This window comes from Streptococcus sanguinis (assembly GCF_003943655.1).
In the GTDB taxonomy this organism is placed as follows: Bacteria; Bacillota; Bacilli; order Lactobacillales; family Streptococcaceae; genus Streptococcus; species Streptococcus sanguinis_F.
The window spans coordinates 20,629-44,375 of sequence record NZ_RJMM01000013.1 but is presented as its reverse complement, the minus strand read 5'-3'; the positions used below and the strand labels follow the sequence as shown (position 1 = coordinate 44,375).

Annotated in this window: 26 protein-coding genes and 1 riboswitch; of the genes, 5 read left to right on the top strand and 21 right to left on the bottom strand. The window is 44.9% G+C overall.

Going from position 1 to position 23,747, the window contains the following annotated elements; translation table 11 throughout:
• Nucleotides 1–26: 26 nt before the first annotated feature.
• Genes whiA through D8886_RS06815 form a run of 4 tightly spaced genes read right to left on the bottom strand, consistent with a single transcriptional unit; the run spans nucleotide 27 to nucleotide 3,234 of the window.
• Entirely contained in the window at nucleotides 27–938 is a 912-nt protein-coding gene (gene whiA / locus D8886_RS06830; RefSeq protein WP_002912116.1) for a DNA-binding protein WhiA, read from the bottom strand.
• Complete coding sequence (locus tag D8886_RS06825; protein WP_125348477.1) at nucleotides 935–1,912, bottom strand: YvcK family protein; 978 nt, start codon at nucleotides 1,910–1,912, stop codon at nucleotides 935–937. The genes whiA and D8886_RS06825 overlap by 4 nt, the downstream gene beginning before the upstream one ends.
• Complete coding sequence (gene rapZ, locus D8886_RS06820; RefSeq protein WP_002902734.1) at nucleotides 1,909–2,799, bottom strand: RNase adapter RapZ; 891 nt, start codon at nucleotides 2,797–2,799, stop codon at nucleotides 1,909–1,911. The genes D8886_RS06825 and rapZ overlap by 4 nt, the downstream gene beginning before the upstream one ends.
• A 54-nt stretch (nucleotides 2,800–2,853) precedes the next feature.
• On the bottom strand, nucleotides 2,854–3,234 hold the full coding sequence (locus tag D8886_RS06815; protein WP_002902733.1) for a RidA family protein: 381 nt from the start codon (nucleotides 3,232–3,234) through the stop codon (nucleotides 2,854–2,856).
• A gap of 132 nt (nucleotides 3,235–3,366) precedes the next feature.
• A riboswitch (PreQ1 riboswitch) is annotated at nucleotides 3,367–3,411 on the top strand.
• Nucleotides 3,412–3,531: 120 nt separating this feature from the next.
• Between D8886_RS06815 and D8886_RS06810 the strand changes: the two genes are divergently transcribed.
• Nucleotides 3,532–4,503 (top strand): nucleoside hydrolase, encoded by a 972-nt coding sequence (locus D8886_RS06810; RefSeq protein ID WP_125434747.1) that lies wholly within the window; start codon nucleotides 3,532–3,534, stop codon nucleotides 4,501–4,503.
• A 13-nt stretch (nucleotides 4,504–4,516) separates the two neighbouring features.
• The gene (locus tag D8886_RS06805) at nucleotides 4,517–5,068 is read left to right on the top strand and encodes an ECF transporter S component (protein WP_004187607.1); all 552 of its coding nucleotides are present in this window, start codon (nucleotides 4,517–4,519) and stop codon (nucleotides 5,066–5,068) included.
• A gap of 87 nt (nucleotides 5,069–5,155) precedes the next feature.
• Here D8886_RS06805 and D8886_RS06800 read toward each other — a convergent pair whose 3' ends face one another.
• From D8886_RS06800 to cdaA, 7 genes are all read right to left on the bottom strand, one after another.
• Complete coding sequence (locus D8886_RS06800) at nucleotides 5,156–5,317, bottom strand: hypothetical protein (protein ID WP_081102879.1); 162 nt, start codon at nucleotides 5,315–5,317, stop codon at nucleotides 5,156–5,158.
• Nucleotides 5,318–5,328: 11 nt separating this feature from the next.
• Nucleotides 5,329–6,639, bottom strand: a complete 1,311-nt coding sequence (obgE, locus tag D8886_RS06795; protein WP_125434745.1) for a GTPase ObgE — start codon at nucleotides 6,637–6,639, stop codon at nucleotides 5,329–5,331.
• A 50-nt stretch (nucleotides 6,640–6,689) separates the two neighbouring features.
• Entirely contained in the window at nucleotides 6,690–6,818 is a 129-nt protein-coding gene (locus D8886_RS06790; protein ID WP_002895969.1) for a DUF4044 domain-containing protein, read from the bottom strand.
• A gap of 117 nt (nucleotides 6,819–6,935) precedes the next feature.
• Nucleotides 6,936–8,708 (bottom strand): Ig-like domain-containing protein, encoded by a 1,773-nt coding sequence (locus tag D8886_RS06785; RefSeq protein ID WP_002910160.1) that lies wholly within the window; start codon nucleotides 8,706–8,708, stop codon nucleotides 6,936–6,938.
• A gap of 65 nt (nucleotides 8,709–8,773) precedes the next feature.
• A complete protein-coding gene (gene glmM, locus D8886_RS06780; RefSeq protein WP_002910161.1) occupies nucleotides 8,774–10,126 on the bottom strand; it encodes a phosphoglucosamine mutase in 1,353 nt (450 codons plus the stop codon).
• A 94-nt stretch (nucleotides 10,127–10,220) separates the two neighbouring features.
• A complete protein-coding gene (locus D8886_RS06775; RefSeq protein WP_002902728.1) occupies nucleotides 10,221–10,985 on the bottom strand; it encodes a CdaR family protein in 765 nt (254 codons plus the stop codon).
• A complete protein-coding gene (gene cdaA, locus D8886_RS06770) occupies nucleotides 10,973–11,821 on the bottom strand; it encodes a diadenylate cyclase CdaA (RefSeq protein WP_002902726.1) in 849 nt (282 codons plus the stop codon). The genes D8886_RS06775 and cdaA overlap by 13 nt, the downstream gene beginning before the upstream one ends.
• Before the next feature lie 232 nt (nucleotides 11,822–12,053).
• On the opposite strand from cdaA, the gene murT reads away from it, so the two are divergent.
• From murT to D8886_RS06755, 3 genes are read left to right on the top strand one after another with little or no spacing between them, the layout of a single operon-like run.
• Nucleotides 12,054–13,397, top strand: coding sequence for a lipid II isoglutaminyl synthase subunit MurT (gene murT, locus D8886_RS06765; RefSeq protein WP_002910162.1), 1,344 nt, complete (start codon nucleotides 12,054–12,056; stop codon nucleotides 13,395–13,397).
• Nucleotides 13,397–14,182, top strand: coding sequence for a lipid II isoglutaminyl synthase subunit GatD (gatD, locus tag D8886_RS06760; protein WP_002910163.1), 786 nt, complete (start codon nucleotides 13,397–13,399; stop codon nucleotides 14,180–14,182). Before murT ends, gatD begins: the two co-directional genes overlap by 1 nt.
• Before the next feature lie 18 nt (nucleotides 14,183–14,200).
• On the top strand, nucleotides 14,201–14,458 hold the full coding sequence (locus D8886_RS06755; protein WP_002910164.1) for a lipopolysaccharide assembly protein LapA domain-containing protein: 258 nt from the start codon (nucleotides 14,201–14,203) through the stop codon (nucleotides 14,456–14,458).
• Nucleotides 14,459–14,476: 18 nt separating this feature from the next.
• On the opposite strand, the gene D8886_RS06750 is transcribed toward D8886_RS06755, so the two are convergent.
• The 10 genes from D8886_RS06750 to D8886_RS06700 all read right to left on the bottom strand — a co-directional run bounded on the left by D8886_RS06750 (nucleotide 14,477) and on the right by D8886_RS06700 (nucleotide 23,744).
• Nucleotides 14,477–15,658, bottom strand: a complete 1,182-nt coding sequence (locus tag D8886_RS06750) for an MFS transporter (RefSeq protein WP_125434743.1) — start codon at nucleotides 15,656–15,658, stop codon at nucleotides 14,477–14,479.
• A gap of 78 nt (nucleotides 15,659–15,736) precedes the next feature.
• Nucleotides 15,737–16,600 carry an Rgg family transcriptional regulator gene (locus D8886_RS06745; protein WP_125434741.1) on the bottom strand — a complete coding sequence of 288 codons (864 nt, stop codon included), beginning with the start codon at nucleotides 16,598–16,600 and terminating at the stop codon, nucleotides 15,737–15,739.
• 458 nt (nucleotides 16,601–17,058) lie between these two features.
• Nucleotides 17,059–18,954, bottom strand: coding sequence for an ABC-F family ATP-binding cassette domain-containing protein (locus D8886_RS06740; RefSeq protein ID WP_061602941.1), 1,896 nt, complete (start codon nucleotides 18,952–18,954; stop codon nucleotides 17,059–17,061).
• Between the two features lie 252 nt (nucleotides 18,955–19,206).
• Nucleotides 19,207–19,572, bottom strand: a complete 366-nt coding sequence (locus tag D8886_RS06730) for a hypothetical protein (protein ID WP_061602940.1) — start codon at nucleotides 19,570–19,572, stop codon at nucleotides 19,207–19,209.
• Between the two features lie 4 nt (nucleotides 19,573–19,576).
• Nucleotides 19,577–20,296, bottom strand: coding sequence for a matrixin family metalloprotease (locus tag D8886_RS06725; RefSeq protein ID WP_002904157.1), 720 nt, complete (start codon nucleotides 20,294–20,296; stop codon nucleotides 19,577–19,579).
• Between the two features lie 177 nt (nucleotides 20,297–20,473).
• A complete protein-coding gene (locus D8886_RS06720) occupies nucleotides 20,474–21,334 on the bottom strand; it encodes a DNA/RNA non-specific endonuclease (protein WP_061602939.1) in 861 nt (286 codons plus the stop codon).
• Between the two features lie 58 nt (nucleotides 21,335–21,392).
• Nucleotides 21,393–21,575 (bottom strand): DNA-directed RNA polymerase subunit beta, encoded by a 183-nt coding sequence (locus tag D8886_RS06715; RefSeq protein WP_002917490.1) that lies wholly within the window; start codon nucleotides 21,573–21,575, stop codon nucleotides 21,393–21,395.
• Complete coding sequence (murA, locus tag D8886_RS06710; protein ID WP_061602938.1) at nucleotides 21,568–22,848, bottom strand: UDP-N-acetylglucosamine 1-carboxyvinyltransferase; 1,281 nt, start codon at nucleotides 22,846–22,848, stop codon at nucleotides 21,568–21,570. Before murA ends, D8886_RS06715 begins: the two co-directional genes overlap by 8 nt.
• Before the next feature lie 67 nt (nucleotides 22,849–22,915).
• On the bottom strand, nucleotides 22,916–23,146 hold the full coding sequence (locus tag D8886_RS06705; RefSeq protein WP_002897901.1) for a DUF1146 family protein: 231 nt from the start codon (nucleotides 23,144–23,146) through the stop codon (nucleotides 22,916–22,918).
• A gap of 175 nt (nucleotides 23,147–23,321) precedes the next feature.
• Nucleotides 23,322–23,744 carry a F0F1 ATP synthase subunit epsilon gene (locus D8886_RS06700; protein ID WP_002915580.1) on the bottom strand — a complete coding sequence of 141 codons (423 nt, stop codon included), beginning with the start codon at nucleotides 23,742–23,744 and terminating at the stop codon, nucleotides 23,322–23,324.
• Nucleotides 23,745–23,747 lie beyond the last annotated feature (3 nt).

Genomic DNA, 23,747 nt, shown 5'->3' with positions numbered 1-23,747 from the left:
GCTGCCGAGCTCAAGCTCAGCAGCTTTTATAATTCATCTGCGATTTTATTGATTTTTCTCAAGCGATGATTGACTCCGCTCTTGGTCAGTGGCCGGCTCAGACTATCAGCTAGCTGCTGGATGGAGTAGTCTGGATGCTGGATGCGAAGCTGGGCAACCTCCTGCAGGTCTACAGGTAGACTCTCAATGCCAATATTATCGCTGATTTTGGCAATATTATTGATGGTTTTCATACTGGCTGTGACTGTTCGAGCGATGTTTGCTGTCTCCGCATTATTGGCACGATTGAGGTCATTGCGCGCTTCCCGCATAAGCTTAAGAGATTCAAACTCAGCCATGGCTTCCATAGCACCGATGACAATGAGAAAATCCATGATGTCCTCAGCCCGCTGCAGATAAGTAACAGCTCCTTTCTTGCGCTCGATGGTCTTGGCATCCAGCAGAAAACGGCGCATCAAGGCAGCCAAATCCTCAGCATGATCCAGATAAACGGACAGGATTTCCAGCTGGTACTTACCTGAGTCAGGCTCCCGCATGCTGCCATTTGAGAGGAAGGCTCCCCGTAGGTAGGCTCGGCTGGCTTCGTCATCTGACAAAATGGCCTGGTCAATCCCTGCCTCGATACCAAAAAAGGAGTCAGCCAAGTGCAGGTCCGAAAGTATTTCTTCCACTTTCTGATCCAGAAATACTGTGTATACACGGTTCTTGCGCAGATTGGTCTTCTGATGGTGGCGGATTTCTGACTTGACCTGATAAAGGTCCGACAGCAACTCATAGAGATGGCGAGCAATCTTGGCATTTTCTGTTGTGACAGACAGGGTCAAACCACTGCTGGCCAAGCCCAGACTGCCAGACATCTTGATCATGGCTGACAGCTCATTTTTATCTCTGCTTGCCAGACTCAGCAGTTCTTCTTTTACTTTTACTGTAAAACTCATTTGCGTACCTGTATAATCTGCATCAATTCGTCAACGACTAGCTCGCCGTCATGGAAAGCTCCGCCATTTTCCAAACGAAGAAAGTTCGAAGAAATAACGCGCGGAACCTGCTCTTGTAACCCCTGAAAATCATGCTCTACCTGTACCAGATATTCGTCAAACTGGTTACTGTCCATATACTCATGAGGGACAGGTTCGATATTAACCAAGACTGTATCTACAAAATTCCTGCCTAAATGACGGTGCAGGACTTGGACGTGGTCGCTGTCCGAAAAATGCTCTGTTTCGCCGCGCTGGGTCATGATATTGCAGACATAGGCCACTTCTGCTTTGGTGTCTAGAAGAGCCTGGCCAATTTCCTCGATAACGAGATTAGGCAAGATAGAGGTAAATAGAGAACCCGGTCCCAGAACCACCATATCGCTCTCTAAGATGCTCTCGACTACCTTTTTACTGGCAGCAGGCTTCTTGTCATCATAGGTATTGGTCACATAAACCCGCTCAATCATCCCGCTCTTGCTGGTCAGATTGCTCTCACCTACAACTTCCGTCCCATCTGCAAACACAGCATGCAGAGTTAGAGGGGTATCGCTAGAAGGGTAGATTTTTCCTGTCGTATGGAAGAACTTGGTCAAAAGCTGCATGGCATTATAGGTTGAGCCCTGCATTTCGGAAATACCGGCAATAATCAGATTGCCCAAAGGATGCCCCGCTAGAACGCCGTCTCCTTCTGCAAAGCGATACTGGAAGACCTTCTCATAGAACTTTGGCATATCGGACATGGCTACTAAGACATTTCGCAAATCACCCGGCGGTGTCAGCTGCTGGATGTTTTTCCTCAGCTCACCAGAACTGCCTCCATCATCTGCTACTGTGACAATAGCTGTAATCTCTACGTCTTTTTTACGCAGGCTGTCTAAAATAACAGAAATCCCTGTTCCACCGCCGATGACTGTAATTCTTGGCTTTCTCATGAGCGGTTCACCGTTTCTTTCCGTCGGTTTTTGTCGCGGTGACTGGCATTGACCGGCCAATTTTTAGCCAAATCATCTGCTAAACGCTGAGCAAAGGCTACACTGCGGTGCTGACCGCCCGTACAGCCCACTGCAATGGTCAGGATAGACTTGCCTTCCTTCTGATAGCCCGGCAAGATTGGCTCAATCAAGCCCAGCAGATGCTGGTAAAATTCTTCTGACTCGGCATGGTTCATGACATAATCAAAGACATCCTTGTCCAAGCCAGTTTGATTGCGCAGCTCAGGTTTATAGTAGGGATTTGGCAGAAAGCGCACATCAAAGACCAAGTCTGCATCCAAAGGCAGACCATATTTGAAACCAAAACTCATGACCTCAATGCGGAAACTGTGCATCTCGTCCTGATTTGAGAATTGCTCAGAGATGGTCTTTCTGAGCTCCCGTGGTGTCAAATCTGTTGTGTCCACAACATTCTGACTAAGATTTTTCAGAGGTGCTAAGAGTTCGCGCTCCAGTTTAATCCCATCTAAAATCCGTCCATCAGCTGCAAGCGGATGGCTGCGACGCGTTTCCTTGTAACGAGCTACTAACTCCTTATCCGCCGCATCTAGGAAAAGAATCTTAAAATCAATGTTCTCATTTTGCTCTAATTCATCCAAAACAGGCTGGATTTGCATAAAGAAGGAACGGCTGCGCATATCGACAACCAGAGCCAATTTATCATTGTCAGTAGTCCCTTCGACCAGCTGCAAGAACTTCGGCACCAGAGTTGGCGGCATATTATCAATGGTAAAATAACCTAAGTCTTCAAAGGACTGGATGGCTACGGTTTTCCCCGCCCCGCTCATTCCAGTCACAATGACAAGCTGAATTTTCTTCTCAGACATAATAATCCTTTCATCAGATAGAATCCGTCAAAAAGCTGTTTTCTCCAGCACTTTTTAGAGAATCTCGGCAATAACCTCAATCTCAATCTTCACATCCTTAGGTAGGCGAGCCACTTCTACTGCCGAGCGAGCTGGAAATGCTTCTGTAAAAGCTGTTTTATAAACTTCATTAAATGCCACAAAATCATCGATATCGCTCAAGAAGCAAGTAGCCTTGACTACATGGTCAAAGTCTGTTCCAGCAGCTTCCAAAATGGCTGAAACATTTTTCAGTACCTGCTGGGTTTGCTCTTCAATAGTTGTCCCAATGATTTCTCCAGTTTCAGGAGACAAAGGAATCTGCCCGCTCGCAAATAAAAGATTGCCCACAATTTTTCCTTGAACATAAGGTCCAATCGCTGCTGGTGCTTTGTCTGTATGAATCGTTTTTGCCATAATTATCACTTCTCCTACTTATTTTTTTCATTATACCATAAAAAGATGGGGGTGACCATGTTAGGCTTACTCCCATTGACTTTTTCCTTATTTTTATTTATGATAGAAAAATAGAGAAATCAAAACCTCGGTTTTGGACTGGTTCGAAAACTTCCCAGAATAAAAAACTAAGTGCCTTTATATTGTATATAAAATGTCTTGCGCATAGTTTTTTTGCTGTCTAATCGATTAGGCAGACAGTTAAGAGGTTGAGACCGATTGTCTCAGCCTCATTTTTATATATGCAAAGGAGAACTCATGAAAAGAAAAATCATTATCGACTGTGACCCTGGTATAGATGATAGTCTAGCCCTAATCTATGCCATTCAACATCCCGATCTAGAAGTAGTAGCACTAACCATCGTTGCTGGAAATGTCCCAGTAGACCTTGGTGTTGAAAATGCCTTTAAAATATTAGAAAAACTGAATCGGTTAGATATCCCAGTCTATGCAGGTGCAGACAAGCCTCTAGTCCGTAACTTCGTTTCAGCTCAAGATACCCACGGTATGGATGGTTTAGGCGAGAGCAGAATCAATCGGACAAGCAATTGTCAGCCCCAATCTCAGAAAGCCTCTGAATTTCTGGCTACCTATTTCCAGAAGACTCAGGACACTTCCCTTATCACCTTAGGACCATTGACTAATCTAGCAATGGCTATAAAGCAAAATCCCCAAATTGGAAAACATATCAAACGCTTTGTCAGCATGGGCGGCAGCTACAAATCTCATGGCAACTGCTCACCTGTAGCCGAGTATAACTACTGGTGTGACCCACACGCCGCTCAATTTGTCTATCAAAAGTTAGGCCGAAAAATCGAGATGGTGGGACTGGATGTCACACGCGCCATCGTCCTCACCCCCAATCTATTAGAGTACATGCGTTTCCTACAGCCAGAAGTAGCTGAGTTTGTCGGCCGTATCACGCGTTTCTACTGGGACTTCCACTGGGAATATGAACACATCATCGGCTGTGTTATCAATGATCCCCTGGCTATTGCTCATTTTCTGCATGAGGACCTTTGTATGGGCTTCGACTCCTATGTTGAAGTCGTAACCGAAGGCATTGCTCTTGGACAGACTGTGGTTGATGCTTATGACTTCTATCATAAACCAGCCAATGCCTATATTGCAACTCAAGTCAGTCCCTCACTCTTCTTCCAAGACTTCTTAGCTATCCTCCTGAATCAGCCTAAGGAAACGATTGCTCAAGACCTATCATCACTTTTATGAGGAAAATTTTATCATGAAAAAATCGACACCCCTTATCCTAAGCTTCTTGTCTATCTGTATCGCTCTTAACTATGTGGGAGCTAATATTGCACTTTTTCTGAAATTACCTATCTATCTAGATACCTTTGGAACGATTCTAGCTAGCTTAACCTTAGGGCCTCTTGCTGGGGCTGGCGTTGCGTTTCTCAGCGCCCTCATTGGCTGGATGACAACCGATATCTTTTCTCTCTACTACTCGCCAGCCGCTATCATCATTGCTCTTTCAGCAGCTTGGTTTTTTAAAGAAAAAGGAAGCTTAAAGCTCAGTCTTCTCTGGAAAACCCTATTGGTAGCCCTTCCAGGTACCCTAGTAGCCTCTGCAATCACTGTCCTGCTCTTCGGAGGCATAACATCCAGCGGGTCCAGCCTCATAGTCCAAGCCCTGCGGGGAATGGGAGTCAACCCCGTCCTTAGTATCGTCCTCGTCCAAATACTGACTGATTATGCAGACAAGCTTATCGTTCTAGGTGTCTGCCTAGCTGCTCTCCCTCGAATAAAAGCAGTCAGTCCTAAAATCTTTGCTTAAAACAAAGATTAATTACCTTAACGAATACATCTTTAGCGCAAAAAAAGCAGCTGAGTAGGATTATTTCCTGCTCAGCTGCTTTTTATCTTATTCCTCCTCTGCTTTCGCTAATGCTTCTCTTTCCAGACGCAGCTTGCGTTTGGGGTTGAGTTTATTAAAGAGCTCTTCTAGCTTTTCTGCATTCCAGACGTTGGCTGCAGAGACAAAGTTTCCATTTTCATCGCGGAAGGATATTGGTTTATCACCCATTGCAATCCTCCTTAGTCAACGAATTCAAACTCAAACTTGCCGATGCGGACCAGATCCCCATCCTTGGCTCCGCGAGCACGAAGGGCTTCATCAACGCCCATACCACGCAGCTGACGGGCAAATTTCATAACTGCCTCATCTCGATCAAAGTTGGTCATATTAAAGAGTTTCTCAAGCTTATCACCTGACAGCACCCAAGTCGCATCATCATCACGAGAGATTTCAAAAGCTGGTGCTTCTTCGTCAAAGCCATAGTAAGCTTCTTCTTCCATTTCAGACTCATCATAAAGCAAGAACTCAGGCGTTTTATCTAATAATTCTGCGGTCGCATCCAAGAGGGTCGCAAGCCCCTGCTTGGTCAGACTGGAAATCGGGAAGATTTGCGGTAGTTCCGCAAATTCGTCATAATTAGCCACTAATTTCTCTTTGAATACCTTGAGATTTTCAGCACTTTCCGGCATATCCATCTTGTTAGCGACAATAATCTGCGGGCGCTCCATGAGACGAAGATTGTAGGATTCCAACTCTTTATTGATAGCTAGATAGTCCTCATAAGGGTCACGTCCCTCACTTGCTGACATATCGATGACATGCAGGATAACCCGTGTCCGCTCAATATGACGGAGAAACTGGGTTCCCAGTCCAACCCCTTGGCTGGCCCCCTCAATCAAACCTGGTAGATCTGCTACTGCAAAGGATTCTCCAGAGTGAGTGCGAACCATGCCTAGATTAGGCACGATGGTCGTGAAATGATAAGCACCAATCTTAGGCTTAGCCGCTGTAATGACGCTGAGCAGAGTGGATTTCCCGACAGAAGGGAAGCCGACCAGACCAACGTCTGCTAGGACCTTGAGTTCCAGCAGAAGCTCACGCTCTTGACCCGGTTCTCCATTCTCAGAAATCTCAGGAGCAGGATTTTTAGGCGTCGCAAAGCGAATATTTCCACGACCGCCTCGGCCACCACGCGCTACGATAAATTCTTGACAGTTTTCTACCAAGTCCGTCAGCACCTTGCCAGTCTCCGCATCACGAACCGTCGTCCCCTGCGGCACTCGAACAATCAAGTCCTCAGCCCCTCGGCCATGCATGCCCTTAGTCATGCCCTTTTCACCAGACTGAGCCTTGAAATGGCGATTGTAGCGAAAATCCATCAGGGTACGAAGACCCTCGTCTACGACAAAAACAACATTGCCACCACGACCGCCATCGCCGCCCCAAGGACCGCCATTAGGAACATATTTTTCACGGCGAAAGGCCACCATGCCATCGCCACCATTGCCAGCCTTAACTTGAATCTTGGCCGTATCTAAAAACATACTCATTTTTTCTATTCTCTTTTTCTAGTCTAAAAAAACGCCCTGAAGCGTTTGGATTAAAAGATTGCGCTGAGAGCGGAAGCAAAGATTGCTCCAACTGTCACGATGAGCATGATAATCACGACCAGCATCGTCAATTTTTCAAATCCTGTTTTTTTGCGTTGTCCGTTATCTCCAAAAGCCACGATAACACCTCTATCCTTTAAAAATTACTAGGTCTATTCTAACACGATTGCTCCGTTTTTTCAAATGGAAAAGTATGCAAAAAGGCTTTAAGAGAAAACTCTTAAAACCTTTGAATTTTATCTAGTCTTTTTTTGAAGAAAGACATAGCTTCCAAAGCCAACTAAGATTGCCAAACCTGCAACTGACAGCCAAAGTGTCGTTTCTTGACCAGTCTTAGGCAGAACTTTTTTGTTGCCTCCTGCAGCACCCGGATCATTGGTACCATTGTTTGAATTGTTATTTCCATTCCCTGGATTGTCTGTTCCACCCTTTGGATTGTCGGAACTGTTACTAGGGGTATTGTTACCATTGCCTGGGGTATTATTTGGATTGTTATTTGGATTGTTATTTGGATTATTATTTGGGTTATTGTTAGGGTTGTTATTTGGATTGTTTGGATTGTTGTTATTTCCAGGGTTAGGTGGCTGAACTGCCTTGCCTGGATCATTACCTCTATAGGTATTTGTAAAGACAGGATCCAAATCATATTTAACAGAGCCCAAAAACTCACCATTCACATCTTTAACAGTAACTGTCAGCTGAGCTTCCTTGTCATCATAGATGTAGTTAGCATCATTGCCCGGAATTTCCTTAATGCTGTAGCGGTAGTCACCAGCTGCATTATAGTTCAAGGCTTTGAAATTGATAGAACCATCAGCTTCATTGGTAGCTGTTTGAAGTAAAACACCGTTTTCGTCAAAGAGACCAAAGGTAAATTGACCCTTCTCTAACACTTTATTAACAAGTTTTTTCTGTGCCTGAATCTTCACATCTTTTGCTAGCACAGCGCTTCCTTTACCAGAGCCCTCTTCCAAGCGGACTGACTTAGTAATAGTGCGTTCTGGGAATCCTTTAGCTGTCCATGATAACTTGTTGTTAACCACATCACCCACTTTAGTACCTTCTGGTACGCGAGTAGAGTACTCGATGTACATTGGCCAGTTGTAGTTATCGCCAAAGTTAATGGTAAAACCGTTAGCATCGCCATTAGCGTTTTGGGTTAGGACTGCTTTGTTAGTAAAGTTATCAGCAACAGGCAGCGTCAGGATATGAGCTTCATTGCGGATACCACCAGCAACTGGAGCATAACGAACCGCCCGCAGCGTACCAGGAACCAAGGTCAGACCATCACCAAAGGTGTCTGAAATCACCATGTTGCGAAGCATGTCCTGTCTTGCATTCAGGATAATGCGCCATTTAACAATACTCGGATCAGTGCTGTCCTGGTAACCATATTTCATTTCATACTCACCAGCAGTTCCTTCTTCTTTCTGGTATTGGAAAGAAAAGTCTGTCTGGCCAAATTTGAAGGAAACAGGACCTGTTTCTTTGACTTTTTCGTTATTGATACGAACATTAAAGCCCAAAGATAGCTCTTTCTTTTGGGTATAGTTTGTAAAGTAGTTACTGAAAGTCACTGTAACTGACTGAGTCGCCGGGTCAGTTTGAGCTGTACCGACTAACTCTCCCGTATGATTAACAACATCATAGACATCGAAGTTTAAGGCAGTAATCAGACTTAATTCTTCCGGAAGTTTAAAAGTCAGGGTATCCCCTTCAGCGATCGTTTGAGCCGCAGGAAATGTGAAGTTGGTTGTTACAGACAAGGTTTCATTAGTCTTAACAGTTGAGTCACTTGTTAATGGCTCACCATCCTTAGTAATGCTGGTTTGCTGACTGTATTCAGTTACTTCAGAAGCCTGAGTTCGAGCAGCAAAACCTAAACCTGTAACAATAGCTGTTAATAAGATAAGAATTTTAAAAATAATTGTATTTTTATTTTTCATCTTTTTCTCCTTTCGTAGCTTATTATACCAAGAGTATTGCAATTTATCAACATTTTTATTCAAAGTGTTTAAAAATTCATACGAATATAAAAAAACCAAGACATTATGTCTCAGTTTCTTTACATTTATTAGTCTATCCCAATTTCAGCTCGAACAACATTAGCAATGGTATCTACATAATAATTTACTTCTTCGTCAGTTGGTGCTTCAGCCATGACCCTCAGCAAAGGCTCTGTTCCGCTCGGACGAACCAAAATCCGTCCATTACCAGCCATTTCGGCTTCCATTCTCTCAATCACTGTCTTGATAGCTAGGACTTCCATCGCCTTATTTTTCATGCTATTTTCCACACGAATATTGACCAGTTTCTGCGGATAGATGGTTACTTCAGAAGCCAATTCAGATAGTTTCTTACCAGTTTCCTGCATGACCTTGGTCAATTGCACAGCTGAAAGCTGACCGTCACCTGTCGTATTGTAGTCCATGATGATAACATGTCCAGACTGCTCGCCACCTAGATTATAGCCATTCTTGCGCATTTCCTCTACTACATAGCGGTCACCAACTGCTGTCACAGCCTTTTGGATACCTTCACGATCCAAAGCCTTATGGAAGCCTAGGTTAGACATGACGGTCGTAACAATGGTATTCTGTGCCAGCTCGCCTTTTTCAGACAGGTACTTACCGATGATGTACATAATCTTGTCACCATCTACCAGCTCACCATTTTCATCCACGGCAATGAGGCGATCGCTATCTCCATCAAAGGCCAGACCAATCGCTGCACCAGACTCACGGACAACCTCCTGCAAAGCTTCTGGATGCGTAGAGCCGACATTCAGATTGATATTAAGGCCGTCTGGATTTTCTCCGATAATGGTCAACTGAGCGCCAAGGTCCGCAAAAATCTGACGAGCGCTGGTAGAAGCCGCACCGTTGGCCGTATCTAAGGCCACATGCATTCCTTCTAGTTCTAAGCCAGTTGAAACCAAGTATTGTTGGTACTTGCGCAGCCCTTCTGGATAGTCCACCAAGTCACCCAAACCTTCGGCGCTTGGACGTGGCAAGGTGTCTTCCGCTGCGTCCAGCAAAGCTTCGATTTCCAACTCACGCTCATCATCCAGTTTATAGCCGTCACCACCAAAGAATTTGATACCATTATCCAAAGCTGGATTGTGGCTGGCAGAAATCATAACTCCGGCGCTGGCTTTCTCTGACTTGACCAGATAAGCCACACCAGGCGTTGCAATGACACCCAATTTATAGACATGAATCCCAACGGACAAAAGTCCTGCAACCAAGGCGCTTTCCAGCATTTCTCCTGAAATTCGAGTATCACGGCCAACAAAGACCCGAGGAACTTCACTTTCGTGCTGACTCAGAACATAACCACCAAAGCGACCGAGTTTAAAGGCCAATTCCGGCGTTAATTCCACATTTGCTTCTCCGCGAACACCATCGGTTCCAAAGTATTTACCCATTATAAATAGTTTCCTTTCATAAGACCTGGATGTAAAGATTTAGGCTGCAAGCAAGACAGACTGACTTCATCCAAGTTTATTTTCAAAATTTTATTTAGTTTTTATTTGATGAGCTCGTATTTGAGCTGCTATTAGAGGAGGACGAGCCTGAGCTGTCTGCTGTTTTAGTGTTGACACGCATAGTCGTTTCAAATGGTGTCACCACGCTTGGCATAACATTTCCCTGTCCATCAACCGCCTGCAGCGGCGCTGTCCCGCTGTAGTTACCAGTGATAATGACATTAGTCGGGAGAATAGCTACGACAGACTCAATCTTAGAAAGGGTCTCCTCGTCACTAGTTACAGTAGCTTCCTTATTTTCCAAGGTCACACCACTGATAGACACATTTTCAGCCACCTGGCTGTCTGTGATGAGGTAGCGGACTTCAACCTTCTTGCTAGCCTTTTTACCAATCTTAACCGAAATCTTCTGCGGAGTCACTGTAGCAGTCAGACCGCTTGGCAGGTTTTCAACCTTTAGCGGAATTTCTACTGTGCCTTCTGTAGCCTTGGAAAGATCAGCAACGACTCGAAATTTTCGAGTGCTTTCCTGCATTTCACTGGCTAGATTGACCCGGTTGGAGCCTGTCAGAGCGACGGAAACTTCAGAAGTGAAACCGCTGATAAAGTAATTCTCACTGTCATATTTGATGTCAATCGGCACATTGGAAACCGTATTGGTATAAGTTTCAGATGTGACCTGTCGAACTCCAGTATTGTTTTGATAACTGCTGGAGGTTGCATAGACAAAAAGCACTAGGGCAAAGAAAAACGAAGAGATGATATAAAGAATTTTTTTACGTTTTTTCATTTCTTCCATCCTCCCATGAAGCGTTTTTTCAAACCCGCTGGCTTGTCCTGCTCTGATAAGAAGACCTTTCTCAGCTCTATCTCAAACTCATCCAAAGTCAAATCATGCTTGAAAATTCCATTGTGCGTGGTGGAAATCCCACCGGTTTCTTCTGAAACGACAAAAGTAAACGCATCTGATACTTCAGAAAGGCCAATAGCTGCGCGGTGCCGGGTTCCAAACTCCTTAGAGATACCGCTGCTTTCGGTCAGAGGCAGGTAGGCACAGGAAGCCGCAATCTTATTGTTTTTTATAATGACTGCTCCATCGTGCAATGGCGTATTGGGGATAAAAATGTTGATTAGCAGCTCTCCGGACACATCTGCATCCAAGGGAATCCCTGTCGCAATGTACTCTTGCAAGGTGCGGGTTCCCTGAATGGCCACCAAAGCCCCGATTTTCCGCGGACTCATATAGGCAACAGACTTGACAAAGGCCTGAACCATTTTTTCTTCGTTACTGATGGGCGTTGTAGAAAAAATATCTGTTGCCCGGCCCAGCTTTTCCAATCCTGCTCGAATCTCAGGCGAGAAAATCACCACGGTCGCAATGACCCCGTAGGTGATGACCTGATTGATCAACCAAGAAATGGTGGTCAAGCCGATGATATTGGCAAAAAACTGTGCCAAGATAAAGAAGAGCACCCCGCGGACCAAAATCATGATCTTGGTACCGGCAATGGCCTTGATTAGATAATATAGAATCCATGCGACGATAGCGACGTCAATAATATTAATTACAATCCTCCAAGGGTCAGAAAACAAACTGGCCCAATATTGGAGATTGGTTAGTTGTTGAAAATTCATACTTAGACTTCCTACTCCTCTACAAGCAAAGTCCAACAGCTGTAGCAACAAATCGAACTTATTAAATCTTATAACAGCCTGATTTTATCTTGCACTTAGAGTTTACTCAATTAACTTCTCTCTTTTTATTTTACAGTGGGTCTTAATGCTTAAAGACTTACCAACCCATTATATCACGTTTGTCAATATTTTTCTGTAACCTTCTTTACTTTTTTATGATAAAATATTTCTTATGAAGATAAATACAGCCTTGGGCCTCTTGGCAGGCAAGTCCTCCCACTTTGTTCTCAGCAAAATGGGGCGTGGATCGACCCTGCCAGGGAAAGTTGCCCTGACATTTGATAAAAATATTTTACAAAACCTAGCAAAGAACTATGAGGTTGTGGTTGTTACCGGAACCAATGGTAAAACTCTGACTACAGCTCTGACAGTGGGTATTCTCAAGGAAGCCTTTGGAGAAGTGGTGACCAATCCTAGCGGTGCCAACATGATTACGGGGATTACCACAACCTTCCTGACCGCTAAGAAAGGCAAATCTGGCAAACATATCGCTGTGCTGGAAATAGATGAAGCCAGCCTATCTCGGATTTGTGATTATATCAAGCCCAGCCTCTTCGTCTTCACCAATATTTTCCGCGACCAAATGGACCGCTATGGTGAGATCTACACGACCTACCAGATGATTCTGGATGCTGCAGCTAAAGTACCTGAAGCAACTGTACTGATGAATGGTGACAGCCCTCTCTTTAACTCGGTCAGCCTGAAAAATCCTGTCCGCTACTATGGATTTGATACCGAGAAAGGCCAGGCTCAGCTGGCTCACTACAATACAGAGGGCATCCTCTGTCCCAAGTGCGAGCATATCCTAAAGTATGAGCTCAACACCTATGCCAATCTGGGAGCTTATATCTGTGAGGACTGCGGCTTCAAGCGTCCTAAGCTTGACTACAGCCTGACCGCTCTAAAAACGCTTGAGCATAACCGCTCTGCCTTTACCATTGATGGTCAAGACTATCAAATCAATATCGGTGGCCTTTATAATATCTACAATGCCTTAGCCGCTGTATCAGTAGCTCAGTTCTTTGATGTCGAGCCGGCTACTATTAAGGCTGGCTTTGACAAGAGCCGAGCTGTCTTTGGCCGTCAGGAAACTTTCAAAATCGGCGATAAGGAATGTACCTTAGTCTTGATTAAAAATCCGGTTGGGGCGACCCAAGCACTGGATATGATTGGACTGGCACCTTTTGACTTTAGCTTGTCCGTTCTGCTCAATGCAAACTATGCAGACGGCATTGATACCAGCTGGATCTGGGATGCTGATTTTGAGAGGATTTTAGAGATGGAGATCCCTCATGTCATTGCTGGCGGTGTCCGCCACTCTGAGATTGCTCGTCGACTGCGGGTAACGGGCTATCCAGCAGATCAGATTACCGAAGTCAAAGATTTGGAAGCAGTCTTTAAGGCCATTGAACAGCAAGAAACCAAGCATGCCTATATCTTAGCAACTTATACTGCCATGCTGGAATTCCGTGAGTTGCTGGCAGAACGACAAGTGGTCAGAAAGGAGATGAACTAATGGTATACAGATCCCTCACTTCTCCTGAAAACCAGGACTATCGCTACGAAGTAAAGATTGCCCACCTCTATGGCAATCTCATGAATACCTACGGCGACAATGGCAATGTCCTCATGCTCAAGTATGTGGCTGAAAAGCTAGGCGCTAGAGTTAAAGTCGATATCGTTTCTCTAGAAGATGACTTTGAAAAGGACAGCTACGACATCGTCTTCTTTGGCGGAGGTCAAGACTATGAGCAAACGATCGTGGCTCGTGACCTGCCAGCTAAAAAAGAAGCTTTGGAAAGCTTTATTAATGAAAACGGCGTAGTGCTAGCCATCTGTGGTGGCTTCCAACTCTTAGGCCAATACTATATCGAAGCTTCTGGCCGTCGAATTGAAGGTCTGGGCATCATGGGTCACTATACCCTCAACCAGACCAATAATCGCTATATTGGTGATATTAAGATTCATAATGATGAATTCGATGAGACCTACTACGGCTTTGAAAATCACCAAGGACGGACTTTCCTCTCGGACGACGAGAAACCTCTGGGCAAAGTTGTCTATGGAAATGGCAACAATCAAGAGGATGGTTGCGAGGGTGTTCATTATAAAAATGTCTTTGGCTCCTACTTCCATGGTCCCATCTTGTCCCGCAATGCGAACTTGGCCTACCGTCTGGTGACCACCGCTCTGAAAAACAAATATGGCTCAGATATTGAACTGGCGGCTTATGAAGATATCCTAGCCCAAGAAATCCCAGAAGAATACGGAGATATCAAAAGCAAGGCAGAGTTTGAATAAATAAACAGGAGAATCACTATGAAAGAAAAATTGCACTATATTCTGCTTTTAATTACCATTCTATTGGTGGCCAGTATTTCCTTGGCCAATATGCAGAGTGTCAATGTTAGCTTTATCTTGTTCAGCTTCAAACTACCCTTGATTATATTGATTTTAATTTCAGTGCTCCTGGGTTCTGTCACGACTTTTCTCATCAGCATGGTGAAAAATTTCTCACTGAAAAAAGAGCTTAAGAAAACCAAAGAAGCACTTAAAAATTCCCATACAGAAAACTAGGTTGGAAATCACTCCAGCCTAGTTTTTTTCTATTTTCTTTTGATAAAGGTAGGAAATCAAAGCCAATCCCATCACTCCGAAACCAATCAGAAGAAAGGAAAGGGTGTGGACACTCGGCAGAAGAGTCATCAGAAACGTCGCAGGAGGCATGAAAAGAATTGCTAGCGTGTAGATAGTCGAGAAAACTCTTCCTAGGTACTGCTTGTCCACCTTAGTCTGAACCTGGCTGAAGAAATGAATGTTGAAAACAGTCATAAAGAGCTCACAGATAAGATTACCAGAATAAGAAAAATATGGATGAACCGGTAGCAAGGCAGAGACGCCCATGACTGCAACTCCAACACCGGTCAATAGCAGGGCTACAAGTAAGTTGCCCATACTGGCCTTAACCTTGCTGGCTAGAATGGCTCCAATGATTGAGCCTATAGCACCCAAACTCAGAATGCTTGCATAAGATCCCGTCTTTTCATAGAGCTGATTGGTAAAAGGCAATAGATAATTAAAGGCCGCAAAGAAAAAGTTGACTGCAGAAGCTACCAAGAGCAGAAAGAAAATTTCTTTTTGCTGACGGATATAAACTAAACCTTCCTTGATATCTCTCAGGATATTTCCAAGATTGATGGGCGACTTTTGCTTGCTTGGCTCATGATTAGGCAGAAAATAAACCAGGGCAAAAGCCAGAAAGAAGCTCAGCGCATCCAGCTGAAGAGTCACGCGAAGATTTGCATACTGCATCACGATAAAAGACAAAACTGGAGCTGAAACACTGATAACCTGCAAGGCCAGTTCCAGATGAGAATTGTAGGCCACGATGTCTTCCTTGTCCACAATTTCGGTAATATAAGACTTATTAGCTGGCCTAGAAAAAGCAAAGGCTATAGCCTGAACCACATTGGCAAAAATCAGTGCTCCAATCATGAGCTGGTCATTAGATATAAAAGAAATCAGCAGACAAAGACCAGCACAAATCAAATCTGTTACCATCAAAACCTTACGCCTGGAAAAGCGGTCCGTAATGGCTCCCCCAAAAGGATTGAATAAGATGGAAGTGACTAGCTCCGATATCTGGTAAATGCCCAGCACCGTCTGCCCCAGAGCTCCTAAAGAAGCAAGCCAGATGCTGTTTCCATAGTCATAAAGCATGTTTCCAATTTTATTAATAGCAGCCCGTGTAATCAGCTGTACTGCCTGTCGATTCATAAAAATACCTCCTTCCATTTCTGAAACTATTGTATCAGGAATGGAGAGAGGTTCTTTGTTTTTCCCATATTTGGGAAATCATACTTTTACAAACTTATGGAAATGATCTTGATAATAGTCGACTTGCTCAGGTAGTTCCAGCACTTCAAAGATATGCATGGCTTCCTGCATTTGCTTGATGCCCTGCTTCTTCTGCTCCTTCTGATAAGCAGCAAACCCCTTGAGATAGAGGAACACATTGCGTTCATAGAGTTTAATGTCCTTGCCAATGATTTTCTCCACGTAAGCCTCAAAATAACTAGCCTTATCAAAAGAACGACTTTCCAAACAATGCTGGTAACAATTGAGCGCTATAATCAAGACTAGCCTCTTATGGCGACCGATTTCTTGGTAGTAGTCCTCCCGCTCCATGACTTCCTTGCCCAGACGGTAGACGTAGTCCACATCATAGAAACTATAGAGATTGCCAAAGAGGATAAGCTCGTACATGGTCCAATCTTCCGCTTGAAAGAGATAATCGGCCACCTTATCTAAATCCTCTTGCCTCATACAAAACTGGCTGTCTCGCTGACAAATCAAGCCCTGCATCAAAATCCAATTCAGCTCATAGTAAAGAGGCGTGTTACTGGCCTTGGCCTTTTCCAACTGCTCTGCTTGCAAGTCTTGAAATCCCTTGATGTCATTTGAGTAGTAAAGAGGGATAATCTGACCCATCATGGACACGTGCTCATGCTGCTGGAAATTCCGTGCCTTGTCCATAAAATTTTCAAGAGTCATATGGATATTATCCAAGAGATCTAAAAATTTCGAGAGAGTCATATCCGACTCACCCAGCTCAAAACGAGACAGCTGAGAAGTCGAGCAAACCTGACCAGCTGCTTCCTTCAAAGAATAATGTCCATTTAAACGAAAATCGCGAAAAACTTTGCCTAAATTTTCCATTTGTTTACCACTTCAATTCCTTTAATTGCTGTTTCGCTTTCCTAGTCGCTCTTTCAAAACTATCTTCACCGCCCCTTGTTCGGATTTTATTTTCAGACGAGGCTCTTTTCGTCAAAATCTTATCGACTGAAAATCAGAAAAGGCAGATTCTGCTAAAAGAACTCGTCAGAAAATAGAAAGTTCGGGATTTGCTCTCAGACCAACTGTCAGAAAATCTGACAGAGTCATTTTGCTCCAAAATAGCTTTTCAGAAAATCTGACGGACTGACTTGTCTTTAAAAGAACTTAGATTGCATGAAGAATGCTTTCTTTTCCTCGAAAAAATCTCAGAGCACATGTAAAAATTCGTTTTTTACTCTTTTTTAGCTGATTTCACATGTGAATTAAGTATTATGAGCTCTGGGGAGCTCATTTTACATGGAAACTAGGCATCTTTGCGCAGGTTCGATTGGCTCCTTCTACACCTTCTCCGCCAGTTCTTCCCATTCTAGCATGGCTTCTTCTTGGGCAGCAGTCAGCTGGTCAATTTGCTGCTGGCTCTCCATGAGTTCGGCAGCGTCATTAGTGGCCTGCATGGCTTCCTGAAGCTGACTGATCTGGCTGTCCAAGTCCTCGATTTGCGCTTCCAGTTGTTCTAGGCGGCGGGCCAGCCGGCGCTGTTCTTTCTGGTTTTCCTTTTGAAGCTGATAGTCATTGGCCGGGGCAGGTTTGTCAAGACTAGTCTGCTCTGTTTCCTCACGCAAGGCTTCCTGCTCTGCCTTTTTCTCCAAATAGTAGTCATAATCACCCAGATAAAGGGTGGAGCCTGTCTCAGAAAGCTCGATGATCTGGGTGGCTACGCGATTGATAAAGTAACGGTCGTGGCTGACAAAGAGCAGGGTGCCGTCAAAGTCAATCAGGGCATTTTCCAGCACTTCCTTGCTGTCAATGTCCAGGTGGTTGGTCGGCTCGTCCAGGATGAGGAAGTTGTTGTTTTCCATAGACAGCTTGGCTAGAAGCAACCGCGCCCGCTCTCCACCCGATAGCATGCCGACAGACTTCTTGACATCGTCTCCCGAGAAGAGGAAAGCGCCTAAGCGATTGCGAATTTCGACCTCTGGCGTCAACTTGAAGTCATTCCATAGCTCGTCAAGTACCGTATTGCTGGCAGTCAGTTTGCTCTGGGTCTGGTCATAGTAGCCCACTTCCACATTAGCTCCCAGCTGCTCCTTGCCTCTGATGAAGGGCACTTGACCGATTAGTGACTTAATTAAGGTCGTCTTTCCAATCCCATTTGGTCCGACAATAGCTACCGCATTGAACTTGCGAATGTCGAGGTTAATCGGCTCCGACAGGACTTCCTCTCCGTAGCCAATAGCTGCATCTTCCAGAGTCAGAACGACATTTCCTGAAACTTTATCGGCTTTGAAAGTCATATTGGCCGAGCGACCGCCGGTTTCGGGTCTGTCCAAACGCTCCATCTTTTCCAGCTGCTTACGGCGGGACTGAGCTCGCTTGGTAGTGGAGGCCCGGACCAGATTGCGATTGACAAAGTCCTCCAAAGCAGCGATTTCTTTCTGTTGCTTTTCATAGTTCTTGGCTTCAGTGACCAGCTTCTGCTCCTTTTGGACCACAAAGCTAGAGTAATTGCCCGCATAGCGGTCCAAGGAATGCTTGGTCAAATCCAGCGTGATGGTCACAACCTTGTCTAGGAAATAGCGGTCGTGACTGACAATGATCAAGGCACCGCTGTAGTTGACTAAGTAAGTCTCTAGCCAGGCAATGGTCTCGATATCCAAGTGGTTGGTCGGCTCGTCCAGGACCAGCAGTTCTGGCTTTTCCAAAAGCATCTTAGCCAGAGCTAGACGGGTATTCTGCCCACCTGAAAGCTCAGAAATCTTCATCTGCCACATGGACTGGTCAAACTTGAAGCCATTCAAAATAGCTCGAATATCGGCCTCGTAGGTAAAACCACCTTTCTGGCGAAAGTCCTCTGACAGCTGGTCGTACAGGGTCATGAGAGCAGTCAGGTCTTCCCCTGACAATTCTCCCATTTGCAGCTCCATCTGCCGCAAGCGTTTTTCTTGCTGACGCAGACTATCAAAGACTAGCAGCATCTCATCGTAGATAGTATTCTCCGACTCAAAGCGGCTATCCTGAGCCAGATAGGACAGAGACAGGTCTCGTTTTTTATTGATTTGACCAGAAGTAGGCTCTTCCTCGCCCACCAAAATCTTGAGCAGGGTTGACTTGCCAGCTCCATTTTTACCGACGAGAGCAATCCGATCACCCTCATCCACTTGCAGGTTAATATTGTCAAAAAGAAGCTCCCCTGCAAAAGAGCGCTCAATCTTGCTTGCTTGTAAAATAATCATAAGACCATTATAGCAGATTTCCAGAAGCACAGCTATCAGAATTCAAGAGAAAGCGAACTCAGCTTCCCAAAAGAAAAAGAGAGTGGGACAGAAATCGGTAATTCGTTAGAATTCGATTTCGTCGTCCCACCTCCGCACAGTTGAGTAGGGCTGTAAAAGCTGATGAAATCAGCGTAGTAGAGCCCACTCAACCACTGCGTCTTGCTTGACAATACAAAGACAATTGAGAGGCTAGGACTTTTGTCCCAGCCTCTACATAAAACTATTGAGAATAGATTGATTCTGCAAAATCAGATAAATTCCCAGCAGAATCAGAACCGCAAAGACAACAAATTTAATCATTCCCTTGATTAGACGAATAACCAGAAGGATAATCATGGACCCGACTAGCCACATAAAGGCGGAATTGTGAAAAAATCCCTGAACTGCCTCAATATTCTGGCCGAAGAAGAGCTGAATGGGCGCCGGAACATGATTTTCCCAAGCCGCTGTCACTCCTAGCTGGTTGGCAATCTCATTGCCGCTTTTCCATAGCCAGACAAAGATTCCTGAGTTAAAAACAAAGAGAAAAACTTGCTCTGGAAAGTGTCGAATCAAGTAAAAAATAGATTTTAACATAGGCTTACGATTGATACAAGTCTTTTACAGCCTGGATATCTGTCGGCTGGATACTGTAAAATGAGCCTGCTGACTGCATTACTGATTCCTCCTCATTATGGTCTAATCCGATAGCATGGCCCAATTCGTGCGCTGCTGTATTGACAATCCGCTCATGAGAATAAGCATAACGACTGTCCAGCAGGTAGTAACTATTAAGGCGAACCGTGACATGGGTAAACCGCTTGGTTAGAAGATTGGTCTGCGACTCAGCTTCACCAGCTGCACTGATGTTGCCATCGTTCATCTCCGTCGCGACAATGTCCGCCTTGTCTTTGTCATTGATGATTTGAAAGGTGAAGGCACCTGTTTGATTCCAAGAATCAATGGCCTCCTTATAGGCTGAACGGAAGGTTTCATTATTTGTATCGATATAAATCGTGGCGCTTGGCTGATCCCAACGAGCCCCTGTTGTTGCATGCTCATCTGTCAGCTGATCCGTCTGCGTCTCCTCACTGCTGTGAAGCCCCGTGGAAATGCCTTGGTGATTTAAAAATTGATCCACTCTGCCAACAGCTGTCTGAACAGCCTGCGTCAGTCCCTCTGTACCCGGTTCTGTCGAAGTGGTAAAATAGAAAATTCCGACAATAACCATAAAGCTCAGGACAAAGGACCAGGCAAGCCCCCAAACCACGCGCCCAATCAGACGCATGAGGAACCGGATACTTTTAAAAATAAGTCCCATTGCAACCTCCTTTACTAGATTGTAAGAGAACGTTGATTTTACCACCGCTTTCTTAAAGAAGACTGAAAAGTCCGACTTCTTTCTATCTATTAGTATAAAAGAAAATGACTACAAATCTGCAACCATTTCTTTTCATTCTAATGAATACTCTTTGCAAATCCATTTTTGAGTATAAAATTAAGAACCTCTATCCAGACTGACCCTGCCACTATTATAGTCTAGGCGAATCCCTTTTTGCACATTCGGGATAAAGACATTGAATTCCAGACTGCCATCACTGGACTTGGCCTCTAAATGTGACCCAACCGGCACTAAATCAGTCTCGGTAGCATAAATCAAGGTTACCCGGTAGCGCACCCGCTTGTTCTTATCCAAAGCCTTCCGGATCTTTGTCTCATAGTAATTCTGCCCTGTTGAATCCGCTTCATTGGCTTGGTTGGACCAAGCCGTCTGCACAGCAATATTGGCAGGATTGCTGGTAGAGGCATCAAAGCCCTTCAAACCACCGATCAGCGAATAGGCCAAGAGATGTCCGCGGTCCACAGCATGATTGTACTCACCAGGGAGGTTCTTGAGTTGATGCCAACCTGCCGGTACCCATGAAGTGTTGGCATTTCCAGTTTCTTCCCGTTTTTTGTACTGGCGGGTAGACTTCGATAAAAAGGCATTCGCCACCGTCGGAAGGGTTTTCCCTTGAACAAGCTTGGTCTTATTGTCAGCGTAGGGCTTACTAGAAATCCCCGCATCCAAATCCGTCTTATTCCCATTCACGATAAAGGCGCCAGCCCCGTTCCATTCAATGCTACCTTTGAGCTGAGCTCGGACAGCATCCGTCAGAACACTCTCAGCCAGTTCCTGACTAGGGGTGCCCTGATCTTGGACTTGCCCAACTCTAATTTCTGAATTTGGACTCTGAAGTGGCTGCTGACCATCCTGTCCCCAGAAATAGCCAGCCAGAGCTAAAATCAAGGCCAGAGTCAGCCCAGCCCAGCCTTGCAAGCTCTTAGAATTCCTTTTCTGACTAGTCTTTCTTTTCATCTTCTTTCTTTCAACTTAGCAAACTGGATTCATTTCAGCCAGTCTTTTCGACTAGGAGCTAGTTTCCAGTAAACTTCCCGATTAATTCTTGCCAGGTTTCTGGTGACCAGATAGATCCCTTACCGTTTCCGATAACATTATAACCAATCATCAAAGCCACAAAAAAGAGAATCACAGCTACCAGGAGAACCAGTAAAACAAGGCCAATCTGCCGGCCTAAATATTTAAGATTTTCACTCATCGTCTTCTTCCTTTACACGCTTCACTTTGGCTCCCAAGGCTGCCAATTTCTCATGGAATTTATAGTAGCCTCGGTCTAAGTGTACCAGCTTGCTGACCTTGGTCTCGCCTTCGGCAATCAAGCCCATCAGAATCAAAGTCGCACTAGCTCGGAGGTCTGTTGACATGACTTCAGCTCCCTGAAGACTGCCGCCACCCCAGATGCGAGCTGTGTCACGCATGATATCAGAGTGCAACCCCATCCGACGCATTTCCTCCAGATGCTGGAAACGGTTCTCAAAAACAGTCTCAATCATCGTAGACTCGCCCTTGGCCATAGCCATGAGCGCCGTAAACTGAGCCTGCATGTCGGTAGGGAAGCCCGGATAAGGAAGGGTCTTGACCGAAACCGGTCTGAGCTTCGAAACATCGGAACGAATCCGAATCCCTTCATCTTCCTCTGTCACTTCCACTCCCATTTCCTGCATTTTGGAAAGCAAGGGACGATTGTGCTCCCAAATGGCATCCTCAATCAGCAGGTCACCGCTGGTCATAGCCGCAGCAACCATAAAAGTTCCTGCTTCGATACGGTCTTGAACCACATTATGCTTGGCACCTCGCAGCTGATCCACTCCGACAATGGTCAAAGTTTCGGTACCTGCTCCTCTGACCTTGGCTCCCATTTCATTTAAAAAGAGAGCTAGGTCAACAATTTCAGGCTCCCGAGCAGCATTTTCAATCACTGTCGTGCCTTGAGCCAGCGTTGCAGCCATCATGATGTTTTGCGTTGCTCCCACACTGGGAAAGTCCATGTAAATGTGGGCACCCTTGAGCCGCTCTGCCTTCGCTTCGATGTAACCCGCTGTTTGGGTAATCTTAGCTCCCATGGCTTCTAAGCCCTTCAGGTGCAAGTCAATAGGCCGACTGCCAATCGTACAGCCCCCTGGCATGGAAACCTTAGCATGGCCATTACGAGCCAGGACTGGACCCAAAACAACGATAGACGCCCGCATTTTGCTGACGTATTTGTAAGGTGCCTCCTCAGACAAGGTCTGGGTGGCATCCACAACAACTGTATTTTCTTCCTGATTAAAATCCACCTGAGTGTTTAAACCGCGGACCACATTGTTCATGGTAAAGACATCAGACAAGACCGGAACATTTTTCAAAACTGACTGGCCCTCGCTGGCCAATACTGTCGCTGCTAAAAGAGGCAGGACCGCATTTTTTGCTCCTTCAATCTTGACCTTTCCGACCAAGCGATTATCTCCACCTTGAATAATAATTTTTTCCATACCGATTCCTTACTCTAAATTTTTAAAATCATCCATACTATCATACCATAAAATCAAAAATATGACCTTATAAAGTACCGTTAAAAATCGCCCGGCTCATATCGTAAATACCAATGAAGAAAAGGCTGACTAAATAGCCTAAGGCGATACTAAACAAGAGAATCAAAAAGCGAATCTTCATCGCATTATCGGCATTAACCTTGAAAAACCTCTCCCACTCAACAACCGTTGACAGCAGATGAAAGGCAAAGAAAATAAAGAGCAAATGACTGCATAATTTAAAAATAACTTCTACCATAACTTTTATTATACCACAAGACTCCAGTCAGGGACGAACTAAACAGTCCTGCCCTTTTTCTTTGGAAAAGAAAACTGAGACATTCCTGCCCCAGTTTTGCGTGTTCAGTTTGTATTCATGAAGCCAAGTCTCGTCAGATGAAGGATGACTTCTATCTCTAGGCAAGAATAGCTTCTTAGATTCTTGTTCCGACATTGATCCGGTTGATTGCCCGCTGCAGGGCGATCTTAGCCCGGCGTTCTTGGTCAATCAAGTGCTTATCATGGGCTTCTTCGATTTCTTGCTCAGCTCGGAGCTTAGCTCTCTCAGCCCGGCTAATGTCGATATCACGCGCACGCTCAGCCGAATCCGCCACAATGGTAATGACATTGTCTGCAATTTCAATGATTCCGCCGTTGACCGCAATCCAGTCGATATGCTTGTCATCATCAACCCGGCGCACCTTAACCTGATCCACTTCTAAAACAGCGATGGTATTGATATGGCGGGGCAAAATCCCCAGCTCACCATCAATGGTCTTTACGGAAACAAATGCAGCATGGTGATCATAAATAAGACCATCCGGTGTCACGATTTGTACTGTCATTTGAGCCATCATTCA